The following is an 18,267-nucleotide window of genomic DNA, read 5'->3' as shown; positions in this document are numbered from 1 at the left end:
CGCAGCTCCGGCCGGCCGTGCGGACGGGGGTATATAATGCGCGACCCCTCCAGTAACTCCAGATCCACGCGATCCGGACTCCGCTCATACATACGATTATAAAGAGGGGAGGTCAGCCGCCGGATATGGGGACCGAACGAACCACCCTACGCCTCTCGGACGAACGGAAACGACTACTGGACCAAGCGGCCGGGATCGTCGCGTCCGGCGACGGTGACGATCCGCCGCGGTCCGACGTGATCGACGCGGCGCTTACCCACCTCGTCCAGTCGGCCCGGAACGTCGAGGACGCGAGGGAGGACTACGACCCGCGGACGATCCAAGATATCGCGAACACTGACGTTCTCGGGCTATACTACCGGACGAGTATCGAAAGTCGGTGGCGGTGAGACTCGTCTCGATTTGGTAGGTCGATAGATACAGAGGTATGAGGTGGCACTGCGGAAGAAATGACAAGTAGTTTCACAACTAACATGCGAAGGTACAGACTAGCCAAGACAGGAACTGGTGTGTTTACTCGAATATTTGATAATTCTCCGATAGACTGTTTGGCTGCTAAGTTGGATTCCTTCCTATATACCCGGTCAGGAACTCCGGTAGAGTATCGTACTGAAGTCTACTAATACTGAGGTCCGTACGACTCTGACACACACATTTAATAATTTTTGCTTCATTGCTATGGGAATCCGATATTCCATTCTCGTAATACTTTTGTGATCTCAGTTCTCCCTAGAGCGAGATTGATGGTACCCAACCCATCGGCGCAAAAAGAAGCATTTGACGAGGAAAATATCGATTCGACAACACTCCAACCAGGAGATTTTGTTTACCTCACTATCTCATGGGCGGACCCACTGGCCAGGGGGTCACCGTTGACCGACCATGCTGGCTTACTTCTTGGGAGCGAACGATATCCATCGATCGAGCGAAACCTGATCAACGCATCTCCTGACACACAGCGGTCATACCTCATTGACGAAGTGGACGCAACAGCCGAATTCAAGCCTGTCCCCTCACTAGAGGCTATGTTCGACCAGCAGTCTGCCAACCTGCTGAACCAATTAGGGTTCTCGTCCACTATATCGTTCTTGACTGCAGATCTCTCCGACATCGGAGCGCTTCCAGTCGATCGCGACCGACTACGGGAGATGCAGCAATCGCTTTCAGAGTCGCTTGGGGATCAAGACCTTGTGACGGTGAGTGTTGAGGAAGTTTACCGATGGGCGGAGTCGAACGAAGACTCAGAAGAGGTGAAGACTGCAGGGACATGGTCGATGCTCGGTGGCGGTCCACGCCGGACCGGCCACCACCCTACCGCGACTGGCCCACAGCGTGGCACTATACGGTGGCAGTTCGAAACCGATTCCAGGGTGAGATCATCGCCGGCAGTGGCTGACGGCAGGGTCTACGTCGGGAGTGATGACGAGCATGTGTACGCGCTGGATGTGGCGGATGGCACCCAACGGTGGCAGTTCGAAACCGATTCCCGGGTGAGATCATCGCCGGCAGTGGCTGACGGCACGGTCTACGTCGGGAGTGATGACGGGCATGTGTACGCGCTGGACGCCGCCAATGGCACCCAACGGTGGCGGTTCGAAACCGATGACGGAGTGAGATCATCGCCGGCAGTGGCTGACGGCAGGGTCTACGTCGGGAGTGATGACGAGCATGTGTACGCGCTGGATGTGGCGGATGGCACCCAACGGTGGCAGTTCGAAACCGGTTCCAGGGTGAGATCATCACCAGCGGTGGCTGACGGCACGGTCTACGTCGGGAGTGATGACAGGCATGTGTACGCACTGGATGTGGCGGATGGCATCATACNGTGGCGGTTCGAAACCGGTTCCAGGGTGAGATCATCGCCGGCAGTGGCTGACGGCACGGTCTACGTCGGGAGTGATGACGGGTATGTGTACGCGCTGGACGCCGCCAATGGCACCCAACGGTGGCGGTTCGAAACCGATTCCTGGGTGAGCNCATCGCCGGCAGTGGCTGACGGCACGGTCTACGTCGGGAGTGATGACGAGCATGTGTACGCGCTGGATGTGGCGGATGGCACCCAACGGTGGCAGTTCGAAACCGGTTCCAGGGTGAGATCACCACCAGCGGTGGCTGACGGCACGGTCTACGTCGGGAGTGATGACAGGCATGTGTACGCGCTGGATGTGGCGGATGGCACCCAACGGTGGCGGTTCGAAACCGATGACGGAGTGAGATCATCGCCGGCAGTGGCTGACGGCGCAGTCTACGTCGGAACTCTTGACAGGCATGTGTACACTCTGAGCGACATCATTTCAGCTGATGGATAGAGTGAGTTTCTCTCCCGTTTAGTACGAATAGCCAATTATCTGAAATTCTCTTGACCCGCCTGGAGAGGAATCTGGTGCGGGTTGAGTAGAGCGCCTGGTTGAAACTATGACAGAATATTTATGAAGAGAAGCACAATCAGAGGTATGGCTCTAAAAAATATAGCCTGTCCCGACTGCGGCAATATGGTGTCATTCACGATCCCAGATGACGCGGAAGTAACGAACATTGGAGGAGGCGGAAGAGGAGTCTCAGAGAAAGAAGATTGCGGTAACTGTGGCAATCGAGTTCGGATGAAATACACCACGTAGCGAGTTCAGGCGTACTATTCACTTCGACCCATAAGCAGGTCCTTCCTATCGGCTGTTCCAGTTACAAAATATCGAAATAATGGGATCCAGCAGAATCGGTTTCAGCGATTAATCCGCCCGGGGAACAGCACCGGCCGTCGCGTCGTTCTCAAGAAGGATCTGTCCGGCGACCCGCCGGATCGGCGCGCACTCGTGCAACTCCGGCACGTGGCCGTTCTCGGGGATCCGGACGAGATACGTCCGCTCCCCCAGCCGCTCGGTGAACGCCGTAGTCCCGTCCGGCACGTCTCCGTTCTCGTCGAGGACTTCGTCCCGCTCCAGAAAGTCCGAACGCTCCAGCACGATCCCGACCGAGTCCGTCCCGATCTTCCGTAGCCGTCTGTGGGGCATATCCGGGCGCTACCCTCGGGGTGTGATAAAACCCCGCCCGAGGGGAGGGTAGCCCGGGGGGAAGCCACGAGGGAAGCCCGCTGTTCAAGTCAGGGTATTTGTGAGGGGGAGGGTTCGGCGGCCGTATCGGCCCGTGGTCGGCCGACGAGGTACCTATGAAGGCCAAAGGCGGGGCTGACGCCCCCACAACGGACGCGGAGGACAGTACTGGACCGACGACGCAGCGGACGACTCAGTAATACTCTCACTGACAACATGGCATACCAAGAATTCGACGCGGAGGACATTGGGGCGCTCGTGCTCGCGATCTTCTCGGCCGCGGTGATGGTCGGGATCGCACAGGTCAGCGCGTTCGGCGTCTCCATGTCTGACGGGTTCAGTATCGCAGGAATCGAGACGACAATTGCGTGGCTGGTGACGGTCGGGACGTTCGCGGCTGTCGTCGTCACCAACGACCATACAGACCTGCTGAGCGCGGACGGGCTCGACAAGATGCGCGAGGACATGGACGACGTGTACGCGTATGCTGTGGTCGGCTCGGCGGCGCTACTTGTCGGGTGGGTGTTGTTCCCCGAGGTCGCGGACTTCTTCAAAAGTACGGACCTGTGGGGCGTGTTCTACATCGCTGGCGTCGCCGTCGCACAGGTCGGACTGGGGTGGATGCGCTGATGGCCGACGTGCAGAATCCCTACGACAGCGACGAGTCGGCGGTCAAGGTCACGGTGTGGCTGCTCGCCGGACTCGGGGCGCTGAATTGGGGCCTGATGGAACTAGCGGATCTGAACCTCGTTACCGAGTTGGTCGGGACGGGGGCGGCCGGTGCGATCTACATCGCGATCGGCGCCGCCGGGGGGCTGTCGCTGGCGGGCAACTTCGGGCTCGACGTGCTCGGAGGTGACGAATGAAGCGCTCGGTCGGGCTGCTCGCGGCGCTGCTGGTCGCGGTCGCCGCGCTGGTCGGGGCGACCGGCGGGGTCGCGGCCGCCGACGTGGAGCTGACAAACGAGACGGTCGCCGTCGACGGCGACACTCGGAGCGTGTACGCGGACCTGAACGCGACCGAGAACGTCTCGGGCTCGGCGAACTTCACGGTGGAGTTCGTCGGGATCGACTCCGAGGGCAACGAGACGGGGACGCTGGACACTAGGAACGCGACCGTGGACTCGGGCAACACGTCGCTGGTGGAGTACACCGACGTGAACGCGTCGGCGTATTCTGAGGTCAAGGTCAAGGTCCACGTGGACAACGAGACGGCGGCGACGGAGAACGTCTCGGCGGAGATCGGGACGATCGAGATGGTCGCCGGTTCGGGCGGTGGCTCCGGGCTCAGTTCGTCGCTCGGGTCGCTCGGGACGGGCGGGCTCGTCGCGATCGTCCTCGTCGGCGCGGTGCTGCTGATGGGTCGGGGGGACGAGTAGATACATGCGTCTTGAACGGCTCGCGTTGACATACTCGGCCGTCGCGAGTCTCGCGGCGGCCGGGTTCCTCACACTCCGGGGCGAGTGGATCGCTCCCTCGATCCTGTCGGTCGTAGCGCTCGGACTCGTCGGCGTCCGGATCGGGCTCGACGCCGACCTTCGCGAGGTCGTCGCCTCGATCACTCCGAGGCGCGAGCGGATCGGCGCGGCGGTCGTCGCGCTGCTGCTCGTGACGACGGCGCTCGGTGCGCCGTTCGCTGGCGGTCCGGTACAACCGGCGGCAGCGACACACGAATGCTCGAAAACCGAGCAACTCGTTACGTTCAGCTTCGGGCTCACGGGCTACGCGGCGGATCAACTCGTCCGAAAGGGCGAGTGTACCGACTCCCACCGAGCGCAGGCGATTGAGGATATGGAGGAGTCGGACGCAAACCAGACTCACTTAGATATCTACAACGCGGCGCTTGAGCAGAGGGCAGAGACGCGAACTCAAACCGCCGTCTATGATAATTATCTGAATGACACCGAATCGGCGGCGTGGATGCAGGCAGAGATGGCGATTGCAGAGGCATACGAAAACGGGTCATCAAAGGCGGTCGCCAAATCGAAGGCAAGAGAGGCCATAGCGAAATATTACGCCGTCAAACAGGTAAACCTCATTGAGCATTGGAATGCTTCGGCTGAGAGTCTGAATACTTCCGCACGGATCGCGCGGAATGAGTCGGAGTTAGACCAAGACGCCGTATTCTCGGCTACTGGGTCGGTAAACGACCCGTACAATCCCACAGAAAAGAGGTTCGAGGATGTGGATAAACAAGGGCGCGTTACTCTTGTGAACGGGTCGGAATGGGGCGCTCGCCGGATTATCGCAGAGACGTGGGAGGGTGGGAACGGAAACACTCGAACACACCCGGCAACGATCACGGATCACTACGTAGCAGGTTCGTGGGACGCTCAGGGCGGTAACACCATCACCTACAACATAACCGGAATGCGGGTTGAACCGCCGAATGACAATTATGATGCGTACACCTACGTTCGATATAGCGACTACGCAAGCCGTTGGGACCGGATGGAAGCCCAAAACGACGCACTGCAAGAGGAAGCCGACGTGTTCGTGAATAACACGTGGGAAGCGTACGAGTCGGGCGAGATCGACTCGGCGGACGTGCTCTCGCGGAACACGCAGATGTTCCGGTATGGAAACGCGGCGCTGAACGGCTCGGAATCGACCTACGACGTGACGGCCGCACTCAGCAGTATGGGGCTCGCGTCGCCCGAATTGAACGGGACGGGCTCGATGGTTGTTCAGTATCAAAATACTGAGTACAACGGCCTGATCCTCGCCCGGAACGCACCGAGCGGCGGGTGGGATTCAGGGACGACGTACAACACGTCGAATATCACGGGTCCGGTGTTGCTCGCGACGACCGGCGGCGAGACGATCGAACTTGACGGCGAGTTCTCCGTCGCTTCGATCACCGCCGAGGACGGCTCTGAGATCGAGCGGGTCGAGACTCGGAAAGTCGTCTACAAGACGAGCAACACGTCTGAGCAGTTAGACAAGATGAACCGGATTCTCGAACTCCGCGAGGAGATCGAGAGTCGCGAGCCGAAGGCGAGCGGAACCGCAGAGACAAACGAGGGATTCTTTGAGTACATCGCGCAGTTGCTCGGAGTATCCGTCGGCGCGGCGGCGGCGATCATCGCGGTCGCCGGGCTGTTGTACTTCAAGCTGACCACGCCGAGCTAGATCTCGGCGCACCCATTTTGTGACCTTGACCATGACAAACGAGAACGCAGAAGCGACAGAAACGACGCGGAGGACAGTCCTCGCGGCGCTCGGTGGCGCGGCGGCGACGGCCGCCGGTGCGGGCACGGCGAGCGCACAAGAGAACGCGACGAACGCGACGACGAGCACGGACACACCGGAGGGTCCGGAGATAGCCGTAGAACTCGGACCAGTGGTGACGGTGCGATCGTGGGAGTACACGGACGGCCGGTTCGAGCTAGAGCTGGTCGCGGACTATCCCACGTCGGTGAAGATCACCGACACGGGGGCGATAATGGACGCAATGACGGCCGGCGACGGGACGAGCGCGACGAGAATCCCGACGCGGGGATACTCGATCGAGTCGGAGCCGACGCGGATCACCTTTGAGCCCGTGGAGTTCGACGGGGCGTATGCGATCACGGTCGCGTCGGCGAAGGGTGCGGCGCTGTTGCGGACGGACTCGGTGGACGCTGGTAGCCCCACAGTCGCGTATTCGACGGCGGGCGCACTCACGGCGAGCGCTGCCGTGGGAACTGGATACCTCTCGTTCAAGCGCTCGCGGGAGAAGTTGGAGGAATCGGACGAGCCGGAGATCGACCGGGTGGCTTGACCATGACCGCGAGGGAGTCTCTGATCAATCTCGTTTCAGACAACCTGCGGACGATCATCGCGGTCGGTGGCGGATACGTGCTCGCCGTCGAGACTGAGATAATCGACGCGGGATACCCGTCGGTGCCGTCGCTTCCCGAGTGGTGGACGCTCGGGGCGCTCGCGTTCTTGGGGACGCTGCTGGTCGCGTGGATGGTCGGAGACAAGATCGCAGACCTACTACCGGACCCGCCGGGGCACATCATCGTCGCGCTGGACGAGACGACGGACATGGGGCTCGGAGCGTGGGAGTTGAACGATCGGGCGTGGGAGGAGTTGGACGTTCACGAAGGGACGCTGTATCCGTGGACGGACTCGCCGCTGGGTACCTACGAGGCGCGGATCTACAATCCGGAGGCGAACGCGGCGGTAGCCAACTGGCGCGAGGCAGCGCCCGCGTCGCGCGTGCTCGGGGAAACCGAGGAGTCGGCGGTGCGGGCGATGGTGGGCGAACTGAGGAACCAGTACGAGGAAGACGCCCGGCACGCGCGGGCGCTTCGGCGGCGTATCCCGTCGATCCTCCGGCGACTTGACGCGCGGCGGGCGACCGACCAGAACGCGGCGCTCGAACCGCACTTGTCGCCGTCGTTCGGAGACGAGACAATCGACGACGTGATCGCCGAAGAACTCCCGGCCGAGTCGCTGCCGTCGCACCTCGCACCTGACGATGACGGCACCGAGGACGATCTCGGCGACGAGGGGGACGGCGAGATGTTCTCGTTAGATCTCTTGGAGGATGACGAGGCGCTCGAACCGACCGGGCCGATCGCGAACGACGGAGGGACCGTCGAATGAGTCGCTCAGGGTCTGACTCGTCGGTATACGCGGCGGCGCAGGGGCGCGAGTTCCTCCGTGGGGAGCTAGAGGAGAAGCCGAACGAGTGGGTGCGCGAGTTCGCGGGGCTGATCGACGACGCGGAGACACTCGACCTGCTGAATTACTACGCGAGTCTGTGGGAAAGCGGGCTCGTACCCGACGAACATGGGCCGTTTCTCGAATCGGCGCTAGCGCGAAACATCATCCGGTCGGCGAGTACGCGCATGGCGGACCGTGCCTTCACTGAGGGGAACGTCTCTCAAATGCAAGGCATGGTTGGCCTGACGAACCGGAGCCGAGACGGGAAGGATCTACTCACGGCGGCCGCCGAACAGCTAGAGAACGAGGGCGCGATCGGGCTCGTGCTCGGACCGCCGGGCTCGGGAAAGACGGCGACGACGCTGGACGTGGCGCGGACGTGGGCGGCGCGGACCGGCGGGAACATCATCGGGAATACCTCGTGGGACGGATTCGACCAGATCGTCCGATCGGACCGTGAGATGCTCGAAGCGATGGCGGAGGTAGAAGGGCAAGTGCTCGCGGTGATCGATGAGACGGCGCAGGAATTGAGCGGCTACGGGCAGGACGGACCGAAGGCTGAGACGTTCGCGAACGCGCTGACGTTCATCCGGAAGAAGGAGGGAAGCCACGGGCCGCACGCGAAACGCGGCTCGGTGCTGATGGTGAACCACACGCGAAAGCGGACGGCGGCTGCGTTCCGGCGGCTCGCGACGTTCGCGATCGAGAAGCCCAAGCGCGACGATCCGGGATTCGCGCGGCTGCTCGAAACCGAAGGCGGGCAAGACACGTTCGATGACGGTGCGGACTTCACGGGGCTCACGGACACGCGAGAGTCCTACTCTGAACACGAGGCGTCGGAGTTCGCGATCGTTGGCGCGGACGGCGACGACCAGGACGACGGCGACGACGCGCCGGACCCTGAGGAGATACGGCGTCGCGAGCGAGTGCGGTCGTACCTGCTGGATAGCAAACCGTGGTCGGACGCTGAGGGAATCTCGCAGAAGGACGCGGCTGCGAAGGCTGGATACGGCACGTCGTGGGCGACGGACCGCAAGAAGGAGTGGGAGCGTGGCGAGTGGAACGAGTTGGAGGACGTACCGGAACCGGAGGAAGGGGAAACTGGATGATGGCGAAGTGTTCCGTCCGTTCCGTCCGCTTCCCACCCCCCGGCCGTCATATACCTACTTACTACGTGGTGGGGCTGTGGAACCACCGGGTGGAATCCCGGGGGACTCGGTGGTCGAAAATCGAGGTCACGGTCAAGAATCGATATCGTCGCGGGGTCATGGGTCAAAAGACGTCATGGTGAACGCGAATCGGTCGCAAAACGCAGCTCGGTACGGGGCGCTCGCGGAGAAGGTCGCTCGCGAGCGGTACGGGCTCGAGGTGGATCACTCGTCGTGGACCGACGCGCGCGACGATGAGGGGCGGCCGTGGGACGTGAAGGCGTGCATGATGACGCGGACGGCGCCCCGGTTCCGTCTCTGGAAGGAGCAGCACACGCGGCTTGTGCGCGCCTCTGGTGGGTACGTGTTCGTGGCGTACCGGCCGGTCGGCCGCGGGATTCGCGTGCTCGAAACGCGGACGGTCCGGGCGTCGTCGCTCCGGTTGCGGTTCTATGGAGCGGGCTCACATCAGAAAGGGGAGCAGGTCAAGGTCACACCGAAGCGGATCTTCGAGTGATAGATACTGAGCGCGTATTGCTCAATAGGTTGGCGTCGAATCGTCAAGAACTGAGATCCTGTTAGACGGCTTTTCTCTTCTGACCCGCACAGCATAAACGAAAGCACGGAACGGCCACGGCGGGTGATGTCAGGGGCACTCGTCCAGCACACCACGCCGCAGCCACTCCCACAGACCCCTGCCTCACGGATTGTTATCAGGTCGGTACACCCTGACGCACGCGGAATAAACGGCACAAACAGAAGTGACCGCGACGGGCCCATGCCAAAGGCACGTGCGCTACTTTCTCCATTGCCGTCGCGGACGAGGTGACCCAAACACGGGATTGCATTTGTTTGTCGAGGGGTAACCCGGCCGATGACTCATTTGAGGGTGGTTCGGGTGCGGCTCCACGGGGCGTGTGAGTGGAGTCGTGATCAATTGCCGACAGAATTATAGGATCAAATCTTGTCAGTTTACTTGCCGGATTGTTGAAAGACAATTCGGTGCATGCCCGGCAGCGAAGGACACGAAGGATTCAGTAGGGGGTTAAAAATGTACAAGCCAAAACAGAACGTCCGTCAAAAACACAACAATGAAAGACACAGCCTTAGATCTGGTCCAGACTGCGTTCATCCTCATCGTCGGAGGATACGTCTGTCTGTACTTGATCACGCATCTGCCCTAAGTAGGGCATCGTCTCGCATTTTTTCAGCTTCCTAAGTTCGTCTCGTTGGGTCACGCCGGCTCGAGCCGCCCGAACGTGTGGTCGTCGTCGCTACAGGTGTACGTCCAGCGGCCGTCGTCGAGCTGCTTGACATCGACCGGGTCACCGCAGATCGGGCAGTGGTTCCCGTCGAAGATCCTAGGCGGATCGAAGGTGCTCATGCATTCAGCAGTGCAACCAACCTCATAAATTGAAATGGCGGTACTCTCATCATATCACATGGACATGTCACCGTATCCAAATGGAACCGAAATGGGTCCTAAAGATACTCTTGAAGAACTGTCGGAGCTCTTCGGAGGTGGGGCAATAGTGGTGGGCGTTCTATTCATACTTGCCTCCGTGATTCGACTCGCAGGAGTGTTCGAACACTACCTTGTGGCACTAATTGTTGAGAATTTCCTCCCTGTTCTGGTCCTTATCATAGCACTCTACTTCATCGGGTATGGATGCGCAAAGATGTCTGAAACGTATGGATACTGACTCTTATCTTAGTGACAGATGTCCCGCAGCACCTCGGCGGTTCCCTCACCCGATTCCTCGATATAGTTCAACACGGTGCTAAACTCGCAGATCCTTCCTATCGGCTGCTTCTTACCGTAGGTCCCGAAATTTTTCGCGCGCCCCGTGGGGCGCTTCGCATGTGCTCCGCGATGCGGATGCGGTGGTCTGTTGGTGGGGTGGCCTTAGCCACACCCCTAACGGCGAACCCAACGGGGCCGGTTCGGTTCGCCTCGAACTACTCCGATCGTGACGGCCGCTCCGTTGTTCTGAAATTCCAAACGAAACGGGGGTTTCAGGGGGAATAGAGCTCAAAACGGCGGTATTCGGGGGTGTGTGAGAGAGTCGTCACTACCCGACCGGGGCCGCGTATCGGCTCCCGGTCGGGGCGATCGTCGGCTAGACGTGCTCGCGGAGTTCGAGGAGACGGGCGGCGTCCATCACCTGCGTACTCCTGCGGTCGGACCGGCGGAACAGAACCTTAGCGTTCTTGAAGTAAGCCGGATCACGGCCGGCGTCGGTCCAGTAGCTCAGGCCCTTCTTGAGTTTGCGTTGAGCATCGGCGTATCCAGTCCGACCGAGCGCCTCGACCTCGCCGAGCCGCAGTTTTTTGATCGCCTCGCCGCGCGACTCGGTTTCACAGTCGTGCTTCGCGAGCCACGTACGGAGCGCGCTCGTCGTCTCGTCGAGTCCGCGCGTCGCAGAGACGAGCGCCTCGCCGGTCGCTTCCGAGAGGCGGGTACTCGCGTCGCGGAGTTCGGCGACGGCGCTGTGTAGCATCTCGGCGACGTGATTAGACGCGAGGGCAACCTCGCCGTACTTGCGATCTATCAGGTCGTCCATGCGCCGAAGCGCGCGGCGGACCGATCCGACGTGGCGGCCGTGTTCCTCGGCGATGTCAGCGGCGCTCGCCGTGCCGCCGTCCGCGAGGAGATACTCGATAACTTCCCCTTCGACGGGAGAAACGCCGCCAGTTTTCGCTAGCTCACGAATGACGACGTGCTCTTGCTCAGACTCGAGCTCGGTCAGGTTCAGCTTCGGCGGCTCAACGTGCTCGCCGATCTCGGCCGGGAAGTAGGGATCGGGCTGGTAGGGTGGCGCGCCGTCGCCTCCAGGAGGAACGAGCGGAACACCGGCATCGCGAAGGATCGAATGGAGCGCCTCGTCTAGCTCTTGCTCCAACTGCACTAGATCTTCGTCAGTGACTCCGAGCGATTCATCCCACCGATTCACCTGATAGGACGCACCGACCTTCGGGTGTCGAAGCGGATTGTCTTCATCGAGCGAGTCGGCGTGACGGGCGCGGTAGTGCTTGATCTCTTTCGGGAGTTCGTGGTTTGGCCACGCTTCCGCGACGCGGCCGGGACCGAGCGTGGCGGTGTGATAGTACCCTGGAACGTCGTTTCCTTCCCCGTCGGTGTCGTTCTGGACGACCTTTCGGTAGCCGCTCCGGTCGTTCTCGAGCAGGTGGCCGAGCTTCGCGATCGGCCCGTCGCGGGCGTGGACGGGGCCGCTCGCGTCCTCGAGGAGCCGGACGTACCGCTCGGCGTCGCGGACCGTGCTCGAGGTGTCGGGATCGGTGGAGTAGTCCGGGTTCACGTCCAGCGCCCGGGCGGCGTCGCGGAGCAGCGGGAGATAGTGCGTGGGCCGGATGTTCGACCCGTTGACGCGGACGTTCACGCCCTCAGTCATCCCCGGCGGGAGCGAGAGCTCCTGTGTCTCGCCGTCGGAGCGTTCGACTTGCATTCCTTGCCAGCGCGGGCGTAGGTGCGCGTTGAACGACTGTTGCCCAGGACCGTCTTCCGACGGGTGGCGCATGACCTTGACCCGGAACTCTCGAACGGTATCCAGATCCCATTCGGTACCGGTGGGGAGGCGACGGCCGGGATGCGCGATCCCTGACGACTGGTAGTAGAGCTTCGCGAGCCAACGCTCACCGTCGTGGGTGAATTCAATTTCTCGCGACCCACCGCTCGAGCGGACGACGGCGTGACACGCGAAGTAGGGAGCGAGCCCGCCGCTGAAATTCAGCTGCATGGCGAACTCGTGCCAAGCTGGCGTGACGGCCCTCATTGGACTCCCTCCCGCTCGAGGTAGCAGCTCGGACAGAGGATGACGTCGTACGGAACGCGCTCGCCCGTCGTCGGCGTCGATCGCTCGCAGTCGACGCACTCGGGACCATCAAGACGAGTGAATCCACCGTCGCTCAAGAGTCGCCACCACCGTCAGCGCGAAGCGGTGCACCTACGCGGGGCCCGCGGTTCCGGTTCGGGTTTTCCGCTGGGTCGGGATGGCCGACGTCGAGTCCGGCGGCACTCCCATTCTGTACGCGGAACGTCGAGTCACATGCGAGACAGCGGTGAGCAACGTCGTTCTCGTCGCCGAACACTCGAGCGAATCGGCGGGTAACGTGACAGCCGCAGAACTGGCACTCCGGATTGCCCGCGCCCGCGTCGAGTCGGGCCGTCACACCCCCCACCCCGACGCCGTCCGGTGGCAGTTACACTGTGGCGTATAGTTGTTGTCAGAAAGGTTATGGGACCGCCGAGATTCGAACTCAGGTCCTACGGACCCCATCCGCAGAGGATACCACTACCCTACGGTCCCGCACTCGGTCAGAAACGAGCGTTGGGGTTAAGCGCTTCGTTTCGTCGACCTCTCCCCGTCACGCGATCACGTCCCGCGCCGGGGCGGTAGCCACGTCGTGTCACGCCCGCCCTCCTGGTCGTCACCGCCGAGGTGGGGCGCCGCGCGGGCGAGCCGAACGACGACAAGGAGCCAGCCGATGCCGACGGCGACGACGACGGCCGCGAGCGCGACGAGCGCGCCGACAAGGCGCCACACCCACCCAGCCAGCACCGACAGCAGGTCGACGACACGTACCGCGAGTTCCCGGAGGGCGTCCATCACGGGGACCACCGTCCACCGGTCGTCGGCGCCACATCGTAGGCGTTGTGGCGTCGTCGGACACCGGCAACGGGTCCGCCTCACCTCACCTCACCTCACCTCATCTCACCTCACTCGTCCCGATCCCTCGGCACAACCAGCTCCCCGTCGTCGCGGACGGCCATGCTCGCGACCGGATCTCCCTCGTAGACCGCCAGGCCCTCGGCACGGCCGATCACGTAGCCGTCGTGATCGCTCTCGACGGTCTCGACGGTCTCGCCGTGAGGAGTCACCACGTCGACGACGGCGTCGCCAGCCTCCACCGCCTCACCGACGGCGACGCGGTGACGCAGCAGGCCGGCCTCCTCGGCGCGCGGGCCGACGAACCGCCGCACGGGGAACTCGACGGGGGCCTCCGGGACGCCGGCTCCCGCCTCCGCGACCCCCGGGGGCGTCGAATCGAGCAGTCCGAACTCGACCGCGGCGGCGACGACGCCGGCGACGCCGGCCGCGCGAGCGTCCTCCTCGACGACGCTGTGGCCGCCCAACTCGGCGGTGACCGCGGGGACGCCGGCGGTGTTGAGCGCCGCGCCGGCGGTCGAGCGCTGAAGCGACTGATCGACGTACTCCTCGGCGGGGTACTCGGTGAGGATCGGGAGTCCGAGCGCGGTCGCCAGGCGGTCGAGATCCTCGGCCAGTGCCTCCGCTTCCGCCTCGGTACGCTGTTCGCCGTACAGCACTCGGTCGCGGATGGTGAACGGCATCGATCCGACCTGCGCGGTGTGGCAGTCGACGAGCAGGTCCGCGGAGTCGGTCAACGCCTCGAACAGTCGGGTGTCGATGCGCTCCTGGGTCTCGGGCGGACGCGAGGTCTCGCGTTCGACGTCCGGGAAGTAGCGGTTCGGGTCGTCGCCGCCGTAGTAGGAGGTGCGCTCGGTGCGCCGCAGGCCCGCGGGGTTGACCACGGGGACGACGACGACCGCGCCGGCGAGGTTCTTCGCCCCGACCGCGTCAGCGAACGTCGCGGCCGCGTCCTGTGCGACGGCGACGCCGGTCGCCTCGTCGCCGTGAACGCCGCCGGTGACCCAGAGAACGGGGCCGTCGGCGGCGCCGTTGATGACGGTGACGGGGAGTCGTTCGCTCCCGCCGGTCGGGAGGTCGGTCGCGTGGATCCAGCCGTCCGCGCGCTCGCCGGGGGCGGCGCTCGCGGAGCCGACGTCGAGTACGTCGTTCACGCCCGTGTCTGGCTCCCCCCGGGCGAAAAAGCCCCGAGCACCGGCAGTCGGTGCGCCCGTCCGCGTCCCGTCTGCTGACGGGGGCAGCAGATGACTGTCCCGCTCAGACCAGCACGCGTTCCAACTCGACGACCTCGCCGGACTCCCCGTCGGGGTCGCCGACGAGCGTCCCGAGGCAAATAGCCGACCCGTTCGGCACGTAGCACGCGAGCAGGTCACCCTCGGCGGGTTCTCCGGCGCCGTTCTCGCCGCTCGCGATCACGCCGGGCGCGTACACCGGCGCGCCGTTGGCGATCTCGCGGGCCGCCGACTCGGCGACCGTGAGCGACGGCAGCCCTGTCAGCGCCTCCTCCGCCGGGCGCAGCACCTCTCGAAGCAGTGACTCGTCGGGATCGCCGTCCGTGGTGTCCTCCCCACCCGCGAGGGCGACGCCGTCGACGAGGTCGTGCAGGGTGTGGAGGTCCCGGTCGTCGAACGGGTCGGTCGCGGTACGCCTGAGGTGACCCATGTGGCCGCCGGTGCCGAGCGCGAGGCCGATATCGTGACACAGCTTCCGGATGTACGTCCCCGACTCACAGCGGACGCGGAGGAGCACCTGCCGGTCCGTGCGATCGAGCACGTCGAGGTCGTACACCTCGCGGGTACGCAGTTTCCGCTTGACTGCGGACTTGCGTGGCGGCTTCTGGTACACCTCGCTCTCGAACTCGCCGACGACGCGGTCGAGGTCGGTCGGGGCCGTGCCGTGGAGCTCCAGCACAGCGACGTACTCCTTGGCGCCTTCGAGGAACACCTGCGCCATCCGCGTCGCATCGCCGGTCAGCGTGGGCAGACAGCCGGTCACCTTCGGGTCGAGCGTGCCCGAGTGGGCCGCGCGGTCGACGCCCAGAGCGTCCCGAACCCAGCCGGCGACCTGATGGGCCGACGGCCCCGCGGGCTTGTCGAGGTTGACGACGCCGAACTCGGCGAGGTCGTCGACCGATCGCTTCTCGGGCGCCGGGCGCATGATCAGAAGTCGTAGTCGACGCCCTCGACGGGGATCTTCCCCTCGTCGGTGTCGGGATCGTACGAGTCCACGGCGGTCGTGAGCATTCCGAGCATCCCCTCCGGCGACCAGCGGGCCGTGTTGTACACGAGGTCGTAGATGCTCAGGTCGTCGATGTGGATGTTGTAGTACTCGCGGTAGCGCTTCGCCTCGCTGCTCTCGCGACGGCGCGTCTCCTCGATGACCTGGTCGAGCGGTTTCTCCTCCCGGTCGACGATCCGTTCACAACGAACGTCGAGGGGGGCGTCGAGCCAGATGCGCAGGTCGGCGTGACTGCCGGAGAGCCACCCGGAGAGGCGCGACTCCAGCAGTACGTCGTCGCGTTCGACGGCGACGTCGCGCAGACGACGGTCGAGGTCGCGGTCGATCTGGTCGTCCTCCTCGGCGAGCTCGTTGAACTCGACGGGCGTCATGTCGCGCTCGGCGGCGAGTTCCCGGAAGATGTCGCCGCCGGAGACGTGTTCGAGGTCGAACGCCTCCGCGAGCGCGGCGGCGGTGGTGCTCTTCCCGCTGCCCGGCGGGCCGGAGACCGTTAGCAACATAACCACACTCGGCTCGTCGCGGGCAAAAAGGCGTCCATGTTCCCGCGGTGTGTGGCGCGCTCGCGCGGGTCTCCGATCGATCGTGGTCCGATCGATCGTGGCGCCGGACCGGCGGCCGGCCTCAATCGGCGTCTCGGGGGCCGGCCGCTTGGCTTCCGCGTTCGTCGAGCACCGTCTCGGACGTCACCCGTTCGGCGCCCGAGCGGGCCCGCTCGAACTGCTCGCGGGCCCAGTTCACGGCCCTCGGGTCGTCGTTGACCGCCACGCCGCCGACGCCGGTGTCCGTGTAGACGACGATCCCGGCCTCGTCCTCGCAGTCGTCGTGTGCGGCGATCCAGACGCCGAACTCGACCGCCACGGACGCGCGGAAGAACTCGACCGTTCCCTCGCGGAGGTCGGCGGCGAACCGCTCGGGTCGGTGTTCGACCAGGTGGTCCAGCACGGCGGGGGTGACGACCATCTCCGGGACCGCGCCGCCGGCGGTCGCCTCCGCGTCGAACGTGTCGATGTGGCCCGACAGCGCGGCTGGCGCGACGCCGTACACCTCGTCGGCGGTGCGGACCGACTCGAACAGCCGCTCGACGACGCCGTCGGGGAGGCTCGGGTCCGGCCGACTCACGGACGCCCCGGCGAGGAACCGGGCGTCGAGCTCGGTGTCGTCGGGGAGCGCCTCGAACAGCGGCTCGCCCCGCCTGAGCCCGTCGAGGCGCGCGCGATAGCGGTCCCGTTCGGACAGGGCCCGCTCGCCGACGGCAGTCGCGCGCACGCCCCCGTCTACACGCTCGGCGAGCCCCGCGTCGACGAGCTCTCGGACGCCGCGATCGAGCGTCGTTCGCGGCACGCCCAGATCGTCGACGAGCCGCCGCTTCCGGACGGGACCGTCGCACAGGGCCGCGAGGACGTCGCGGCGCTTCGCGAGCACGTTTGCGATCTCCGCCGCGTCACCGCTCGTCATTGGGCCGAGGAACGGACGGCCGGCTGATGTGTGTTCCGTTTACCGGTGGGCCGACCGGACGGTGGGAAGCTGCCCGGACGGTGGAGTAATGACGAGGCCTCCAATAGGTTCGCTTGCCCTCGATATCGGTCCCCGACTGCTCGGCCCTCCACGCCGTGACATCGGATCGGCCCGTCACCGGGTGACCCGCCGCTCCCGACTCTCCCCCTCCACTCTGCGATGGGTCCGAGAGGCTCGGTCGGTCGCGACGCCCCACTCACGACTCACTCGGTTCGCCGTTCGCATCGAGGCCTCCCGTCAGTCGGCCTCGCTACTCCCGGCTCGCTAGTATGGGCGGAGCGGCACGGAGACCGCTCCGCCGCGTTCCGAGACGGTCGACGTCGTGGGCGTGATGCTCCCTCACTCCCGTCTCGCCAACCCCGCGAGGTGTCCCGCCTCCTCCACGATGATCTCCCCGCTCCCGAGCCGCGCGGCGTTCTCGCTGCCGGGGAGACAGAACACGAGGACGCCGCCGACGACGCCGGCGGTCGCGCGCGTCCCGACGACCATCGTCCCGATCTCGTCGCGGCTCATCGACCGGAACAGCTCGCCGAACCCCGGGAGCTCCTTGTCGAACAGTGGCGTCACCGCCTCGACGGTCACGTCGTCGGGGGTGACGCCCGTCCCGCCGGTCGTGACGATGCAGTCCACGTCGTCGCGGTCGACGAGGCGGTTGACCGTCCCCTGTACGCCGTCGAAGTCGTCGTTGACGACCTCCCGGACGACCACCTCGTCGCCGGCGCCCTCGACGATCGACTCGATCGCGTCGCCCGCGGGATCGTCCTCGTACCCGCGCGTCGACGACACCGTGACGACCGCGTATCCGAGCCGTTCGACGTCGTGGGCGTGATGCTCGTGGTCGTCGTGAGCATGGCCACCCCCTCCGTCGTGGTCCTTGCCGTGGTCGTGGCGGTGGCCGCTGTCGTCGCCGTCCCCGTGGTCGTGGTCCTCGCCGTGGTCGTGGCCGGCTCCCTCGTGACGATGGCTGTCGCTCATG

Annotated in this window: 22 protein-coding genes and 1 tRNA gene; 11 read left to right on the top strand and 12 right to left on the bottom strand. The window is 64.2% G+C overall.

The window, feature by feature from the left end:
- The first annotated feature begins 125 nt into the window (after positions 1 to 125).
- Positions 126 to 389: a DUF7386 family protein gene (locus GRX01_RS00345; RefSeq protein WP_159662279.1), complete on the top strand. Its 264-nt coding sequence runs from the start codon at positions 126 to 128 to the stop codon at positions 387 to 389.
- 354 nt (positions 390 to 743) lie between these two features.
- The gene (locus tag GRX01_RS00340) at positions 744 to 2,309 is read left to right on the top strand and encodes an outer membrane protein assembly factor BamB family protein (RefSeq protein WP_159662277.1); all 1,566 of its coding nucleotides are present in this window, start codon (positions 744 to 746) and stop codon (positions 2,307 to 2,309) included.
- Between the two features lie 417 nt (positions 2,310 to 2,726).
- Here GRX01_RS00340 and GRX01_RS00335 read toward each other — a convergent pair whose 3' ends face one another.
- Entirely contained in the window at positions 2,727 to 3,008 is a 282-nt protein-coding gene (locus GRX01_RS00335; RefSeq protein ID WP_159662275.1) for a hypothetical protein, read from the bottom strand.
- 255 nt (positions 3,009 to 3,263) lie between these two features.
- Between GRX01_RS00335 and GRX01_RS00330 the strand changes: the two genes are divergently transcribed.
- The 8 genes from GRX01_RS00330 (at position 3,264) to GRX01_RS00295 (ending at position 9,367) form a co-directional block, all read left to right on the top strand.
- Positions 3,264 to 3,677, top strand: coding sequence for a hypothetical protein (locus GRX01_RS00330; protein ID WP_159662273.1), 414 nt, complete (start codon positions 3,264 to 3,266; stop codon positions 3,675 to 3,677).
- A complete protein-coding gene (locus tag GRX01_RS00325; protein ID WP_159662271.1) occupies positions 3,677 to 3,913 on the top strand; it encodes a DUF378 domain-containing protein in 237 nt (78 codons plus the stop codon). The genes GRX01_RS00330 and GRX01_RS00325 overlap by 1 nt, the downstream gene beginning before the upstream one ends.
- Entirely contained in the window at positions 3,910 to 4,425 is a 516-nt protein-coding gene (locus GRX01_RS00320; RefSeq protein WP_159662269.1) for a hypothetical protein, read from the top strand. Before GRX01_RS00325 ends, GRX01_RS00320 begins: the two co-directional genes overlap by 4 nt.
- A gap of 4 nt (positions 4,426 to 4,429) precedes the next feature.
- Complete coding sequence (locus tag GRX01_RS00315) at positions 4,430 to 6,178, top strand: hypothetical protein (protein ID WP_159662267.1); 1,749 nt, start codon at positions 4,430 to 4,432, stop codon at positions 6,176 to 6,178.
- A 31-nt stretch (positions 6,179 to 6,209) separates the two neighbouring features.
- Positions 6,210 to 6,809, top strand: coding sequence for a hypothetical protein (locus tag GRX01_RS00310; RefSeq protein ID WP_159662265.1), 600 nt, complete (start codon positions 6,210 to 6,212; stop codon positions 6,807 to 6,809).
- A 2-nt stretch (positions 6,810 to 6,811) separates the two neighbouring features.
- Positions 6,812 to 7,642 carry a hypothetical protein gene (locus GRX01_RS00305; protein WP_159662263.1) on the top strand — a complete coding sequence of 277 codons (831 nt, stop codon included), beginning with the start codon at positions 6,812 to 6,814 and terminating at the stop codon, positions 7,640 to 7,642.
- Entirely contained in the window at positions 7,639 to 8,811 is a 1,173-nt protein-coding gene (locus GRX01_RS00300) for a hypothetical protein (RefSeq protein WP_159662261.1), read from the top strand. The genes GRX01_RS00305 and GRX01_RS00300 overlap by 4 nt, the downstream gene beginning before the upstream one ends.
- A 175-nt stretch (positions 8,812 to 8,986) precedes the next feature.
- Positions 8,987 to 9,367 carry a hypothetical protein gene (locus GRX01_RS00295; protein ID WP_159662259.1) on the top strand — a complete coding sequence of 127 codons (381 nt, stop codon included), beginning with the start codon at positions 8,987 to 8,989 and terminating at the stop codon, positions 9,365 to 9,367.
- A gap of 717 nt (positions 9,368 to 10,084) precedes the next feature.
- On the opposite strand, the gene GRX01_RS00290 is transcribed toward GRX01_RS00295, so the two are convergent.
- On the bottom strand, positions 10,085 to 10,234 hold the full coding sequence (locus GRX01_RS00290; protein WP_159662257.1) for a hypothetical protein: 150 nt from the start codon (positions 10,232 to 10,234) through the stop codon (positions 10,085 to 10,087).
- Between the two features lie 58 nt (positions 10,235 to 10,292).
- On the opposite strand from GRX01_RS00290, the gene GRX01_RS00285 reads away from it, so the two are divergent.
- Positions 10,293 to 10,553, top strand: a complete 261-nt coding sequence (locus GRX01_RS00285; protein ID WP_159662255.1) for a hypothetical protein — start codon at positions 10,293 to 10,295, stop codon at positions 10,551 to 10,553.
- A gap of 417 nt (positions 10,554 to 10,970) precedes the next feature.
- Here GRX01_RS00285 and GRX01_RS00280 read toward each other — a convergent pair whose 3' ends face one another.
- From GRX01_RS00280 to GRX01_RS00235, 10 genes are all read right to left on the bottom strand, one after another.
- Positions 10,971 to 12,644, bottom strand: a complete 1,674-nt coding sequence (locus tag GRX01_RS00280) for a helix-turn-helix domain-containing protein (protein WP_201289458.1) — start codon at positions 12,642 to 12,644, stop codon at positions 10,971 to 10,973.
- Positions 12,641 to 12,781 (bottom strand): hypothetical protein, encoded by a 141-nt coding sequence (locus GRX01_RS00275; RefSeq protein ID WP_159662253.1) that lies wholly within the window; start codon positions 12,779 to 12,781, stop codon positions 12,641 to 12,643. Before GRX01_RS00275 ends, GRX01_RS00280 begins: the two co-directional genes overlap by 4 nt.
- Positions 12,778 to 12,960, bottom strand: a complete 183-nt coding sequence (locus tag GRX01_RS19670; protein WP_449271445.1) for a DUF7563 family protein — start codon at positions 12,958 to 12,960, stop codon at positions 12,778 to 12,780. Before GRX01_RS19670 ends, GRX01_RS00275 begins: the two co-directional genes overlap by 4 nt.
- Positions 12,961 to 13,107: 147 nt before the next feature.
- Positions 13,108 to 13,178: transfer RNA gene (locus GRX01_RS00265), tRNA-Pro, on the bottom strand.
- A 66-nt stretch (positions 13,179 to 13,244) separates the two neighbouring features.
- Positions 13,245 to 13,478 (bottom strand): hypothetical protein, encoded by a 234-nt coding sequence (locus GRX01_RS00260; RefSeq protein WP_159662249.1) that lies wholly within the window; start codon positions 13,476 to 13,478, stop codon positions 13,245 to 13,247.
- Between the two features lie 110 nt (positions 13,479 to 13,588).
- Positions 13,589 to 14,692, bottom strand: a complete 1,104-nt coding sequence (locus tag GRX01_RS00255; RefSeq protein ID WP_321167839.1) for a succinylglutamate desuccinylase/aspartoacylase family protein — start codon at positions 14,690 to 14,692, stop codon at positions 13,589 to 13,591.
- Positions 14,693 to 14,795: 103 nt separating this feature from the next.
- Entirely contained in the window at positions 14,796 to 15,698 is a 903-nt protein-coding gene (locus tag GRX01_RS00250) for an RNA-guided pseudouridylation complex pseudouridine synthase subunit Cbf5 (protein WP_321167879.1), read from the bottom strand.
- The gene (gene cmk, locus GRX01_RS00245; protein WP_159662245.1) at positions 15,698 to 16,276 is read right to left on the bottom strand and encodes a (d)CMP kinase; all 579 of its coding nucleotides are present in this window, start codon (positions 16,274 to 16,276) and stop codon (positions 15,698 to 15,700) included. The genes GRX01_RS00250 and cmk overlap by 1 nt, the downstream gene beginning before the upstream one ends.
- A 121-nt stretch (positions 16,277 to 16,397) precedes the next feature.
- Complete coding sequence (locus GRX01_RS00240) at positions 16,398 to 17,231, bottom strand: helix-turn-helix transcriptional regulator (protein ID WP_159662243.1); 834 nt, start codon at positions 17,229 to 17,231, stop codon at positions 16,398 to 16,400.
- 399 nt (positions 17,232 to 17,630) lie between these two features.
- A complete protein-coding gene (locus GRX01_RS00235) occupies positions 17,631 to 18,266 on the bottom strand; it encodes a MogA/MoaB family molybdenum cofactor biosynthesis protein (protein ID WP_159662241.1) in 636 nt (211 codons plus the stop codon).
- Between the last annotated feature and the right edge of the window lies 1 nt (position 18,267).

The sequence above is a fragment of the Halobaculum saliterrae genome (genome assembly GCF_009831625.1).
Classification (GTDB): Archaea; Halobacteriota; Halobacteria; order Halobacteriales; family Haloferacaceae; genus Halobaculum; species Halobaculum saliterrae.
This window is presented reverse-complemented; position numbering and strand designations above follow the sequence as displayed.